Below are 12,378 nucleotides of genomic sequence, written 5' to 3'. Positions count from 1 at the left end.
CGTTCCGGCGTCGGGCGCTGGTTACGGTCGGTAACTGCGCCGCCGTCATGCCCGCCCCGCCGTGCCCGCGGTTCGCGCCAGCACGGACAACGCGCTGAACGACGCGGCGTCGAGCGCATCGGCAGGAATCAGCAACGGCCGTGCACGCCGGGCCCCCTGCCCGACCGACAGCACGAGCAGCAGGCTGCTCCAGTGTGCATGACCCGTCACGCGACCGCGCGCCAGTAGCCGCCCACTGCGGCCAAAGGCCGCAATCTCCCCGAATGCATCGATCCGCAGCTCGGCCGGCAGCCGACGGGCGCAGGCCCGCGCAGCACACACGGCAAGCAGCGCGGCCGTCGCCGCGGACACGCATGCGCCTGCGGCAGCGCCCGCCCGCGGCGCCCAGAACAGGTACGCGGACGCGGCGGCCGCCGCGACGAACGCGGCCAGCACGACATACGACACGGCCGAGGCCCGCAGCGCAAAACGCTGCGGACGCCCGGCCGGCGCATCGAATGGACTCGTCAAGCGATTCTGCTTCAGACGCGCTTGAACACCAGCGTGCCGTTGGTACCGCCGAAGCCGAAGTTGTTCTTCACGGCCACGTCGATCTTCATGTCACGCGCGGTGTTCGCGCAGTAATCGAGATCGCACTCGGGGTCCTGGTTGAAGATGTTGATGGTCGGCGGCGACACGTTGTTGTGCAGCGCCAGCACCGTGAACACCGACTCGAGGCCGCCCGCGCCACCCAGCAGGTGACCCGTCATCGACTTCGTCGAGTTCACGACGAGCTTGTACGCGTGCTCGCCGAAGGCCGCCTTCACCGCGTCGGACTCGTTCTTGTCGCCGAGCGGCGTCGACGTGCCGTGCGCGTTCAGGTACTGGACCTCGTCCGCGTTCACGCCGGCGTCACGCAGCGCCGCAACCATGCAGCGGCGCGGGCCGTCCATGTTCGGCGCGGTCATGTGGTACGCATCGCCCGTCATGCCGAAGCCCGAGACTTCCGCATAGATCTTCGCGCCGCGCGCCTTCGCCGCTTCGTACTCTTCCAGCACCATCACGCCCGAGCCTTCGCCCAGCACGAAGCCATCGCGATCCTTGTCCCACGGACGCGATGCCGTCGCCGGATCGTCATTGCGGGTCGACAACGCACGCGCTGCCGCGAACCCGCCGATGCCGAGCGGCGACACCGTCGATTCGGCACCGCCCGCGACCATCACGTCGGCGTCGCCGGCCTGAATCAGCCGTGCAGCGAGACCGATGCTGTGCAGGCCGGTCGTGCAGGCCGTTACAGTCCCGAGGTTCGGGCCTTTCAGGCCAAACATGATGCTCAGGTGGCCCGAGATCATATTGATGATCGAGCCTGGCACGAAGAACGGCGAAATCCGGCGCGCACCGCGATCGATGTAGGTCTGGTGCGTGTCTTCGATCATCGGCAAGCCGCCGATGCCGGAGCCGACCAGCACACCGATGCGTTCCGCATTGGCTTCGGTCACTTCCAGCCCGCTGTCCCGGATTGCCTGGACGCCGGCTGCGATGCCGTAATGGATGAACGTATCCATGTTGCGGGCTTCCTTCGCCGGGATGTACTCCTCGGCGCTGAAACCCTTCACCTCGCCCGCGAAATGCACGGCGAGGTTCGACGGATCGAACTTCGTGACGGTGGCGATGCCGGGCTTGCCGGCGACGAGATTGGCCCAGCCGTCGGCAACATTATTGCCAACAGGCGAAATCAGCCCCAGGCCTGTAACGACAACACGACGGCGGCTCACGGTAACCTCTTTTCCATTGGATGACAAAAACAAAAGCCACAGTGGCCGCAGGAACCAGCCCTGCGAGCCCTGTGGCTGTTAGTCCGTCCGGCGCGGTTGCCGGCAGGATGGCGCGTCAAACGCGAAGATCGCGACGACGTGGCAGACGAGCGCGAAGCACGCTTACGCCTTGACGTTTGCGCGAGCGTAGTCGATCGCTTGCTGAACCGTCGTGATCTTCTCTGCTTCTTCGTCCGGGATTTCCATGCCGAACTCGTCTTCCAGAGCCATCACCAGTTCAACGGTGTCGAGCGAGTCTGCGCCGAGGTCGTTCACGAACGAAGCTTCGTTCTTGATTTCGGCTTCCGCGACGCCCAGTTGCTCGGCGACGATCTTCTTGACACGTTGTTCGATGTTATCCATTACCCCTCCGAGGGAAAGTTCAGATTTACAAGTGCGCGCATTTTATCAGGTTTGCTGACGCCAAAACGCGCGTTGGCTTGATGGTCGATCAAGCGCCGGTCCGCCTGAAAAACGGGATACGGCGCGGATGGTAAACGAAAACCGTTACGACATGTACATGCCGCCGTTCACGTGCAGCGTCGTGCCGGTGATGTAACCGGCTTGCGGCGATGCGAGGAATGCGACGGCATGGGCGATGTCTTCCGGGCTGCCGAGGCGGCCGAGCGGAATCTGGGTCTTGAGCGCGGCCTGCTGTTCTTCCGGCAGCGTCTTCGTCATGTCGGTGTCGATGAAGCCCGGCGCGACGCAGTTCACCGTGATGCCACGGCTGCCGATTTCGCGCGCGAGCGCGCGGGTCATGCCCGCGACGCCGGCCTTCGCGGCCGCGTAGTTGGCCTGGCCCGGGTTGCCGGCCGAGCCGACCACCGACGTGATGTTGATGATGCGGCCGCCGCGCGCCTTCATCATCGGGCGCAGCACCGCGCGCGACAGGCGGAACACCGACTTCAGGTTGGTGTCGATCACCGCGTCCCAGTCTTCGTCCTTCATCCGCATCGCGAGCTGGTCCTGCGTGATCCCGGCGTTGTTGACGAGTACGTGGAGCGCGCCGAATTCCTTCACGGTCGCGTCGATCAGCGCCTCGGCTGCAGCCGCATCGTTGACGTTCAGCACCGCGCCGCGGCCCGTCACGCCCGCTTCCGCGAACCCGGCGGTAATCGCGGCAGCGCCCGATTCGCTCGTCGCCGTGCCGATCACCGTCGCGCCCAGGCGCGCCAGTTCGAGCGCGATCGCCCGGCCGATGCCGCGCGATGCGCCGGTCACGATCGCGACCTGTTTATCGAGAGTCTTTTCCATGAATCGAATATCCGTCTCTTGAGGAAAGGCGCCGCGTCAGGCGGTCGCCAGCTTGAGCGCTTCTTCGAGCGACGCCGGATCGAACAGCGATGCGCCGACCAGATTGCCGTCGATGCGCTTGGTCAGGCCTGCCAGCACCTTGCCCGGACCGCATTCGATCACGTGCGTGACGCCCGTGCCCGCGATGTGCTGCACGCACTCGACCCAGCGCACCGGGCCCGCCGCCTGGCGCACCAGCGCGTCCTTGATCGCGGCCGGATCGCTGACCACCGCGACGTCGATGTTGTTGACGACCGGAATCTGCGGCGCGTTCACGTCGACGTTCGCGAGATAGTCGCGCAGTTGATCCGACGCCGGCTTGAGCAACGACGAATGGAACGGTGCCGAAACCGGCAGCGGCAGCGCGCGCTTCGCGCCCTTCGCCTTCGCGATCTCGCACGCCTTCTCGACGGCCGCCTTCGCACCCGCGATCACGACTTGCGCCGGCGCGTTGAAGTTCACCGCTTCGACGACGCCCGCTTCCGCGGCTTCGGCGCACACCGCGCGCACCGTGTCGTCGTCGAGGCCGAGGATCGCGGCCATGCCGCCCTGGCCGACCGGCACGGCCGTCTGCATCGCCTGCGCACGGAACCGCACCAGCGGCACCGCGTCCTTGAACGCGATCGCGCCAGCCGTGACAAGCGCCGTGTATTCGCCGAGGCTGTGGCCCGCGACGATCGACGGCGCCGGGCCGCCTGCCTGCTGCCACGCGCGATAGCACGCGTACGCGGCCGTCAGCATCACGGGCTGCGTGTTGGTCGTCAGATTCAGTTCTTCGGCCGGACCTTCGGCGATCAGCTTGCCGAGATCCTGATTGAGTGCATCGGATGCTTCCTGGAGCGTCTCGCGCACGACGGCCAGATCGGCGAATGCGTTGAGCATGCCGACCGACTGCGAGCCCTGCCCCGGAAAAACGAATGCAAATTTCATATCGTCCCCAATTGAATCGATTCGGACGGCGCGCGCGAACGGCGCGCCGGTTCGGGATCCGCGCGCAGCAAACGCGCGCTGCGGATCAGAAGCGGAAGACCGACGCACCCCAGGTGAAGCCGCCGCCGACACCTTCGATCAGCACGTGCTGACCGCGCTGGATGCGGCCGTCGCGCACTGCCGTATCGAGCGCCAGCGGGATCGATGCAGCCGACGTATTGCCGTGCTGATCGACCGTCACGACCATGCGCTCCTGCGGCAGGCCGAGCTTGCGGCAGGTGCTGGTCATGATGCGGATGTTGGCCTGGTGCGGAATCAGCCAGTCGACCTGCTCGGGTGCGAGATTCGCCTTGGCGAGCGCTTCGATCGCGACCTTCTCGAGCACGTTGACCGCGAGCTTGAACACGGCCTGCCCGTCCATGTACAGGAACGCGCTGCCGTCGATCACGCCGCGATTGACGTTGCCCGGCGTGCAGAGGATGTTCGAATAGCTGCCGTCGGCATGCAGCGCGCTGCCGAGCACGCCCGGCTCTTCCGAGGCGGACAGGATCACGGCGCCCGCACCGTCGCCGAACAGCACGCAGGTCGTGCGGTCCTTGAAATCGAGAATGCGCGAGAACGTCTCCGCGCCGACGATGAGCGCCGTGCGGTGCTGACCACTGCGGATGAAGCTGTCGGCCGTCGCCATCGCATAGGCGAAGCCCGAGCACACGGCCTGCACGTCGAACGCCGCGCCGCCACTCTTGATGCCGAGCTTGTTCTGCAGCAGGCAGGCCGTGCTGGGGAACACGAAATCGGGGGTCGAAGTCGCGACGATGATCAGGTCGATCGACTGCGGATCGATGCCGGCCGCCTCGATCGCCCGACGCGACGCCTCGAGCGCGAGATCGCTCGTCGTGACGTCCGGTGCGGCGAAATGGCGCGCATGGATGCCCGTGCGCGCAACGATCCATTCATCGCTCGTCTCGATGCCTTCCTTCGCAAGACGTTCGGCGAACTGCTGGTTCGTGACGCGGTCGGGCGGCAGGTAGCTGCCCGTGCCGAGCACGCGGGAATAGAGAGTCGATTGGGCCATTTATGCTTTAGAGGATTGCGCAGCGGAAGGTTCGGCGTGATGGCCTGCGGCCGGGCTCGTCTGGCCCGCGCCGCCCGCGTCGTGTTCGCCGTCGCCGAGCGACGCCGAATTATCCGCCATCGCGCGCGTGAGGCGCTCCAGCACGCCGTTTTTGACGGCATCATACCCGCGTTTGATCGCCCACTCAAACGCGTAGGCATCGGCCGAACCGTGGCTTTTGATCACGAGACTCTTCAGCCCCAGGAGCGCCGCGCCGTTGTACTGGCGGTGGTCGACGCGCTTCTTGAAACGCATCAGCACCGGCAGCGCGAGCAGCGCCATGAACTTCGACATCAGCGAACGGCCGAACTCCTCGCGGATGATGTCGGACAGCATCTGCGCGAGCCCCTCGGACGTCTTCAGCGCGACGTTGCCGACGAAGCCGTCGCAGACGATCACGTCGACCGTGCCCTTGTAGATGTCGTTGCCTTCGACGTTGCCGCGGAAATTCAGCGTGCTGGCACGCAGCAGCTCGCCTGCGCGCTTGATCGTCTCGTTGCCCTTGATGACCTCTTCGCCGATGTTCAAGAGGCCGATCGTCGGACGCTCCTTGCCTTCGAGCGCGGCGACGAGCGCATGCCCCATCTCCGCGAACTGCAGCAGATGCTGCGGCTCGCAGTCGACGTTCGCGCCGAGGTCCAGCATCATCGTGTAGCCGGTCGGGTTCGGCAAAGCGAACGCGATCGCGGGCCGCTCGATGCCGGGCAGCGTCTTGAGCACATAGCGGGAAACGGCCATCAGCGCACCGGTGTTGCCGGCGGAAATACAGGCCTGGGCCGCGCCATCCTTGACGTGGTTGAGCGCGACGCGCATCGAAGAATCTTTCTTCTTGCGCAGCGCCACTTCGACAGGGTCGTCCATCGCCACGACTTCTGTGGCGGGCACGATGGTCAGCGCGGGATCGTCGAGGGCTTTCAGCTTTTTCAGCTGAGCGCGAATCGCGCTTTCGATGCCGACGAGCATCAGGTGCGCATCGGGATGCGCGCGGACGAACTTGACTGCCGCGGGAACGGTCACGGACGGGCCGTGGTCGCCTCCCATGCAATCGATTGTGAGCTTTACGGTCATGGAATGCGACGAATTTCAGGCACAAAAAAGCGGCAGTTGAATGCCGCCTTTTTGTTGAGCCAGGAAAGTGTCAAGCGAACCAGTTGTCACGCGAACGGCGAATCGTAGCGCGCAACGCGTGACTTGACGCTTAGTCGTTCTTCGTCTTGACGACTTTCTTGCCGCGATAGTAGCCGTTCGGGCTGACGTGGTGACGCAGATGCACTTCACCCGTGCTCGGCTCGACTGCCAGCGGCGACGCCGTCAGGAAATCGTGCGAACGATGCATGCCGCGCTTCGACGGCGACTTCTTGTTTTGCTGGACTGCCATGACTAACTCCTAAATAATTTTCCGGATTCTAACACAGCCCGATCCGGCGCTTAACTACCCTGGCCCAAAGCCCTACGCCTTCCCGCGCCACAACTGCTTAGTGTTTCTTGCTGCCGTCCCCGTCCTTCTTCAACGCTTCCAGCGCTGCGAACGGATTCGGCCGTTTGCCTTCGTCCCCGGCTTCCCCGGACTCATCGTCCGCGTCTTCCAAAGGACCGCTCGCACCCGACACGAGGCTTTCGTGAACTGCCGGGCAAACCTCGTGCTTGGGCACGAGCGGCAACGAAAGCAGCAATTCCTCTTCGATCAAGTCGACGAGATCGAACTGGCGAGAGCCCACGATCACATCGGCTTCATCGTCGTCGAGCGGAAATTCTTCAGCTTCTTCTTCGGTCGCGACGACCCGGTACGTCATGTCGACGTCGAACGTCTGGTCGTACGGAGTCATGCAGCGCTGGCACGTGAGCCATGCATGGCCGTGCACCGCAAGGCGCAGATACGGCTGCTGCCCATCGGCGCCGTCGTCCTGCAGTTCCTTCTGGGTGAACCCCTCGGCCTGCCACGTGAAGACCGTGTCGCGATCTGGCGCGTCCGCCGGCACTTCGTTTAACATGCGCGGCAGTTGCGAAAGACGCACCGCGCCTGCTGCCTGCCGCCCGCTGCGGGCGAATTCGAACAGGTCGACCGCGTGCGGATCAAGCGATGCCGCAGGCTTGCCAGAAGAAGTGTTCATATGCGCTCCTGCCTACAGGCTGACTTGCGGATCCGGCTTGGCACCGCTCGCGTACGCGCTCACCTGGGTGCTCATCTGGGTGATATACCGCCGCGCACGGTTCGTACTTTACTTCCGAAGACCCGGCAGGCGCCACCACAACGAAAGCCTGCCGACGAAAAGCGGGAAAGCATACCTGTTTTACCTTTTGCGGTCAATCACTTAAGCTTGCGTCCGCGCAACGCCGCACCATACCTGACGACTCACCGACCCAACCCACCATGCCGGATACCGTTTGCCGCCCGCCGCGGCTGATTCTTGCCTCCAGTTCCCGATACCGCCGCGCGCTCCTCGAGCGCCTCGGCGTGCCGTTCGACGTCGTGTCGCCCGATCTCGACGAAACCCCGCTCGCCGGCGAGACGCCGGCCGCGACCGCGCTGCGCCTCGCCGGAGCGAAGGCGCGCGCCGTCGCCGCGACGATCGACGCGCCGGACGGCGTGCTCGTGATCGGATCGGACCAGGTCGCGACGTTCGACGGACTGCAGATCGGCAAGCCCGGCACGCACGAGCGCGCACTCGCGCAACTGATGTCGATGCAGGGCCGCGATGTCGAGTTCCACAGCGCGCTCAGCCTGTACGACAGCCGCACCGGCGAGACGCAAACCGAGGACGTCGTCACGCACGTGCGCTTTCGCTCGCTGCCCGAAACCGAACTCGATGCGTATCTCCACGCGGAAACGCCGTACGACGTCGCCGGCAGCGCAAAATCCGAAGGGCTCGGCATCGCGTTGCTCGACGCGATCGACTCCGACGATCCCACCGCGCTCGTCGGCCTGCCGCTGATCGCGCTCACGCGAATGCTGCGCGCCGCGGGCTATCCGTTGTTCGCCAACCATGGAGACCGCGCATGACCGCCGGCACGCTCTATCTCGTCCCGAACACCCTTGGCGAAGGCGACGAATCGATGCTCGCCGCGGTGCTGCCCGCGGCCGTGCAGGCTCGCGCCGGCACGCTCGGCTATTACATCGGCGAAAACGCGAAAACGACCCGCGCGTTCCTGAAGAAGATCGGCACGACGCGGCCGATCCAGGAAATCGAGATCCGCGAGCTGAACGTCAACACGCCGGGCGGCGAGATCGACCGGCTGCTCGCCCCCGTACTGGCCGGCGCGGACGCGGGGCTCGTGTCCGAGGCCGGCTGCCCTGCCGTGGCCGATCCCGGCGCGCTGCTGGTGCGCCGCGCGCACGAACGCGGCGTGAAGGTCGTGCCGCTCGTCGGGCCGAGTTCGATCCTGCTCGCACTGATGGCATCGGGCCTGAACGGCCAGAGTTTCGCGTTCAACGGCTACCTGCCGGTCGACGCGGCAGCGCGCGCGAAACGCCTGCGCGAGCTGGAACAACTGTCACGCAAGGCTCGCCAGACGCAGATCTTCATCGAGACGCCGTACCGGAACCACGCGATGCTCGACACGCTGGTCGCGACGTGCGCGCCGTCGACGCAGATCTGTGTCGCGGCCGATCTGACCCTCGAAACCGAGACGATCGCCAGCCGTTCGGTGGCGGACTGGAAAAAGGCGCCCGCACCGAATCTGCACAAGCGCCCCGCCATCTTCCTGCTGCTCGCAAACTGAGGCGGAAAGCCGGCGGCGGTACGGGGCATACCGCCCCGTACCGCCGCTCAGCGCAGGCTGAACGACGTGCCGCCCGCGGTGAGCGCCTTCATCGCAGCGCCGCCAACCGCCGCACCGAACTTGCGTGCGACGCGGTTCGTCAGGCTTTCCTTCACCGTGTAGTCGACGAGATCCGGTGCCTTCAGCACGTCGCGCGCGACCGTGTCCGTCGTGCCGTAGCCGTCCGCAAGCCCGAGTTCGACGCTCTTCTCGCCGGTCCAGAACAGCCCCGAGAACATGTCGGGCGTTTCATGCAGCCGCTTGCCGCGGCCATCCTTCACGGCCTTGATGAACTGCGCATGGACCTGGTCGAGCAATTCCTGCGCATGGGCGTCCATCTTCGGCGTCTCGGGCGAGAACGGATCGTAGAAGCCCTTGTTTTCGCCCGACGTATGCAGGCGCCGGTCGACGCCGAGCTTGCCCATCAGGCCCGTGAAGCCGAAACCGTCCATCAGCACGCCAATCGAGCCGACGATGCTCGCCTTGTCGACGAAAATCTTGTCGGCGGCCGACGCAATGTAATAGCCGCCCGATGCGCACATGTCGGTCACGACGACATACAGCGGCTTGCCCGGATACTTCGCGCGCAGCCGCCGGATCTCGTCGTAGACCATGCCGGCCTGCACCGGACTGCCGCCCGGGCTGTTGATCCGCAGCACGACGCCGGCCGTGCCGTCGTCGTCGAATGCCGCATCGAGCGCGGTATTGATGTCGTCGGCGTTCGCGTTGGTGCCGGCCGCGATCTCGCCGTCGATCGTCACGAGCGCCGTGTGCCGCCCGCTCGACGAAAACTTCGAGTCGCTCGAGAAATCGAGCAGCGCAAACGCGAACAGCACGCATACACCGAGGAACGCAAAACGGAAGAATATCTTCCAGCGCCGCGCCGCGCGCTGTTCCTTCACGGCTGCGAGCGCGATCCGTTCGAGCGCGGCGCGCTCCCAGTTCGGTTCGCGGCTGTCGGGACGGGACGAGGAATCAGGGGAATTCGGTTGATCGGCCATGCAGTGTTGTCGTCAGTCGGTCGTGGCGGGAGGAACCGGCGCGGCGGGATGCAGGTCCGCATCGGGCACCCAGAATACCGCACGCCCGTCGGGCGTGTCGCGCTCGTCGACCTCGACCGGCCGCAGGCGGCCGCCGCGGCACGGGCCGCCAACACATTTGCCGGTGTCCGGCGCATAGATCGCACCGTGCGTCGCACACATCAGATAGAGGCCGGACGACTCGAAGAACTGCCCTTCGGCCCAGTCGAGCTCCATCGGCACGTGCGCGCAGCGGTTCAGGTAGCCGTACGCGCGGCCGTCGTAGCGCACGAAGAATACGACCGCCTGCTCGCCGCGCAGCGTCGCATCGACGCGCACGCCGGCGCCGCCGTCGGCCAGCGCGTCGGATGCACACACGCGCACGGCGTCAGGCGCCACGCTCATGCGTGCTCCCGCAGCCATGCCGTCAGCGCGACGACGTCCGGCGCGACGAAACGCGGCGTCAGCGCAGCCAGCGCGTCGGCCGTGTGCGCGCCGTACGAAACGCCGATGCCCGCTGCCCCCGCGCTCGCGGCCATCTGCAGATCGTGCGTCGTGTCGCCGATCATCACCGTGCGCGCCAGATCCTGCCCCAGTTCGCGCGACAACTCGTGCAGCATCGCCGGATGCGGCTTCGAGAACGTCTCGTCCGCGCAGCGCGTCGCATCGAACAGGCTCGTGAGCTTCGACTGGTCGAGCACGCGGTTCAGCCCGACCCGGCCCTTGCCGGTCGCGACCGCGAGCAGGTAGCCCGTGTCGCGCAACTCGGCGAGCAGTTCGCGCACGCCGGCGAACAGCTCGATGCGCTGGTCGTCCAGCAGATAGTGATAGCGATAGCGCTCGGCCAGCCGCGGATAGTCGGACGGATCGAGGGTCGGAGCGGTAATCTGCAGCGCATCGCGCAGGCCGAGACCGATCACGTAACGGGACGCCTCGTCGGACGGTGTGGGCAAACCGAGATCGCGGCAGGCCGCCTGGATGCTGTGCGCGATGTGCGCAGTCGAATCCATCAGCGTGCCGTCCCAGTCGAAGACGATCAGATCAAATTGCTGTCGGGACATGCGATTCAGGCGGTATCGCGCAGAGCGCTGAGTTGATCGAGGAAGCGCCGGCATTCGTCCGGCAGCGGCGCGTCGAACTGCAGCGCCTCGCCGGTCAGCGGATGGGCCAGCCGCAGCCGATGCGCATGCAGGAACATCCGTTTCAGCGACGGCTGCGCATTCGCGCGTGCCAGCGCCTTGTTCAGTGCGAAATCGCCATACTTGGCGTCGCCGGCGATCGGCAGGCCGAGATGCGCGAGGTGCACACGAATCTGATGGGTCCGACCCGTTTTGAGTTCCGCCTCGACCAGCACGTAATCCGGCCAGCGATCGAGCAGATTGAATACGGTGTGCGACGGCAGACCGTCGTCCTGCACGCGCACGCGCCGCTCTCCTTCCGGGGTCGAATACTTGAACAGCGGCACCTTCACCGCGCGGCGGCGGCCCCAATCGGGCTGCCATTCGCCGTGCCCGCACGCGAAGTAGCGCTTGTCCATCCGGTTTTCGCGGATCTGTTCATGCAGGGCGACGAGCGCTGTGCGCTTCTTCGCGAGCATCAGAACCCCGGACGTCTCGCGGTCGAGCCGGTGCACGAGTTCGAGGAATTTCGCGCGCGGGCGCGCCTGGCGCATCTGCTCGATCACGCCGAACGCGACGCCGCTGCCGCCATGCACCGCGACACCGGCCGGCTTGTTGATGACGAGCATCGCGTCGTCCTCGTACAGCACGTCGAACTGCGCGGGCGGCACGATCGGCGTGTCGGCGCGCGCGAGGTCGGCCGCCGCTACCCGCACCGGGGGCACGCGGACGATGTCGCCGAACGCGAGACGATACTGCGCATCGACCCGACCCTTGTTTACCCGAACTTCCCCGCTGCGCAGGATTCGGTAAATATGGCTCTTGGGCACGCCTTTACAGACGCGCAACAGGAAGTTATCGATCCGCTGACCGGCCGAGTTTTCGTCGATCTCGATCATCGATACCTGGCCGCTTGCGACTGAATTCTGGGATATTTTGCCTAACTCATTCATACTGAATATAATTTTGCCCAGCCGGACGTTGAGGGTGGCCTGACAGGCCGGCCCCGACCGAGTCGGGCAAGGCGCAAGCGGAAACCGTTATTTTACTTGCGCCGGGGGTCTGCTGCTCACCCCTAATCAAAGAGATGCAGCAAGTTGCACGCACGGCGCAGCCCGTCGGCAAGGATCGCGCCCACAGGCGGATTCGGTCGGCACCGCGCCGCGGTAACGGAAAGTTGGTTGAAAAGAATTTGATCGGTAGCCCGACGGCGCGAAGTGCGTCCGCAGGCTGCCGGTTGCGAAAATTACGGCGTTGCGCCCGATTTGGCCCCGCGAAGCGTGCGGGGCTTGGCGACGTCAAACCAGGGAAGTACACCCCAGGCGGGAAAGTCGGGCTGGATTCGATAC

General features: G+C 65.6%; 15 protein-coding genes. 2 read left to right on the top strand and 13 right to left on the bottom strand.

Annotated features, from left to right (window positions below; genetic code table 11):
* Window positions 1–45: 45 nt before the first annotated feature.
* The 9 genes from BME24068_RS24935 to BME24068_RS24895 form a co-directional block, all read right to left on the bottom strand.
* The gene (locus BME24068_RS24935; protein ID WP_098549337.1) at window positions 46–510 is read right to left on the bottom strand and encodes a protein YgfX; all 465 of its coding nucleotides are present in this window, start codon (window positions 508–510) and stop codon (window positions 46–48) included.
* Window positions 511–521: 11 nt separating this feature from the next.
* Window positions 522–1,754, bottom strand: a complete 1,233-nt coding sequence (gene fabF, locus BME24068_RS24930; protein WP_174927708.1) for a beta-ketoacyl-ACP synthase II — start codon at window positions 1,752–1,754, stop codon at window positions 522–524.
* A gap of 162 nt (window positions 1,755–1,916) precedes the next feature.
* A complete protein-coding gene (gene acpP, locus BME24068_RS24925) occupies window positions 1,917–2,156 on the bottom strand; it encodes an acyl carrier protein (RefSeq protein WP_004197638.1) in 240 nt (79 codons plus the stop codon).
* Between the two features lie 144 nt (window positions 2,157–2,300).
* On the bottom strand, window positions 2,301–3,050 hold the full coding sequence (gene fabG, locus BME24068_RS24920; RefSeq protein WP_006752487.1) for a 3-oxoacyl-ACP reductase FabG: 750 nt from the start codon (window positions 3,048–3,050) through the stop codon (window positions 2,301–2,303).
* A 36-nt stretch (window positions 3,051–3,086) separates the two neighbouring features.
* Complete coding sequence (fabD, locus tag BME24068_RS24915) at window positions 3,087–4,019, bottom strand: ACP S-malonyltransferase (protein WP_174927707.1); 933 nt, start codon at window positions 4,017–4,019, stop codon at window positions 3,087–3,089.
* A gap of 85 nt (window positions 4,020–4,104) precedes the next feature.
* The gene (locus BME24068_RS24910) at window positions 4,105–5,094 is read right to left on the bottom strand and encodes a beta-ketoacyl-ACP synthase III (protein WP_096507532.1); all 990 of its coding nucleotides are present in this window, start codon (window positions 5,092–5,094) and stop codon (window positions 4,105–4,107) included.
* On the bottom strand, window positions 5,095–6,201 hold the full coding sequence (gene plsX / locus BME24068_RS24905) for a phosphate acyltransferase PlsX (RefSeq protein WP_174927706.1): 1,107 nt from the start codon (window positions 6,199–6,201) through the stop codon (window positions 5,095–5,097).
* 130 nt (window positions 6,202–6,331) lie between these two features.
* Window positions 6,332–6,511, bottom strand: a complete 180-nt coding sequence (gene rpmF, locus BME24068_RS24900) for a 50S ribosomal protein L32 (RefSeq protein ID WP_047900174.1) — start codon at window positions 6,509–6,511, stop codon at window positions 6,332–6,334.
* Window positions 6,512–6,608: 97 nt separating this feature from the next.
* Complete coding sequence (locus BME24068_RS24895; protein ID WP_096507534.1) at window positions 6,609–7,244, bottom strand: YceD family protein; 636 nt, start codon at window positions 7,242–7,244, stop codon at window positions 6,609–6,611.
* Between the two features lie 260 nt (window positions 7,245–7,504).
* Between BME24068_RS24895 and BME24068_RS24890 the strand changes: the two genes are divergently transcribed.
* Window positions 7,505–8,134: a Maf-like protein gene (locus BME24068_RS24890; RefSeq protein ID WP_174927705.1), complete on the top strand. Its 630-nt coding sequence runs from the start codon at window positions 7,505–7,507 to the stop codon at window positions 8,132–8,134.
* Window positions 8,131–8,853 carry an SAM-dependent methyltransferase gene (locus BME24068_RS24885; protein WP_096507536.1) on the top strand — a complete coding sequence of 241 codons (723 nt, stop codon included), beginning with the start codon at window positions 8,131–8,133 and terminating at the stop codon, window positions 8,851–8,853. The genes BME24068_RS24890 and BME24068_RS24885 overlap by 4 nt, the downstream gene beginning before the upstream one ends.
* Before the next feature lie 47 nt (window positions 8,854–8,900).
* Here the strand turns inward: BME24068_RS24885 and BME24068_RS24880 are convergent, their stop codons facing one another.
* The 4 genes from BME24068_RS24880 to BME24068_RS24865 are packed head-to-tail and all read right to left on the bottom strand — an operon-like array spanning window position 8,901 to window position 11,982.
* Window positions 8,901–9,893 (bottom strand): S49 family peptidase, encoded by a 993-nt coding sequence (locus tag BME24068_RS24880; protein WP_174927704.1) that lies wholly within the window; start codon window positions 9,891–9,893, stop codon window positions 8,901–8,903.
* Between the two features lie 12 nt (window positions 9,894–9,905).
* Window positions 9,906–10,316, bottom strand: a complete 411-nt coding sequence (locus BME24068_RS24875) for a Rieske (2Fe-2S) protein (protein WP_174927703.1) — start codon at window positions 10,314–10,316, stop codon at window positions 9,906–9,908.
* Window positions 10,313–10,972: an HAD-IA family hydrolase gene (locus tag BME24068_RS24870; RefSeq protein WP_096507539.1), complete on the bottom strand. Its 660-nt coding sequence runs from the start codon at window positions 10,970–10,972 to the stop codon at window positions 10,313–10,315. Before BME24068_RS24870 ends, BME24068_RS24875 begins: the two co-directional genes overlap by 4 nt.
* Before the next feature lie 5 nt (window positions 10,973–10,977).
* Complete coding sequence (locus BME24068_RS24865; protein ID WP_174927702.1) at window positions 10,978–11,982, bottom strand: RluA family pseudouridine synthase; 1,005 nt, start codon at window positions 11,980–11,982, stop codon at window positions 10,978–10,980.
* Window positions 11,983–12,378 lie beyond the last annotated feature (396 nt).

Origin of the sequence: Burkholderia anthina (genome assembly GCF_902498995.1) — a bacterium.
Classification (GTDB): domain Bacteria; phylum Pseudomonadota; class Gammaproteobacteria; order Burkholderiales; family Burkholderiaceae; genus Burkholderia; species Burkholderia anthina.
Note: the sequence above shows the minus strand (reverse complement) of the source record. Positions and strands in the feature narration are given on the sequence as shown.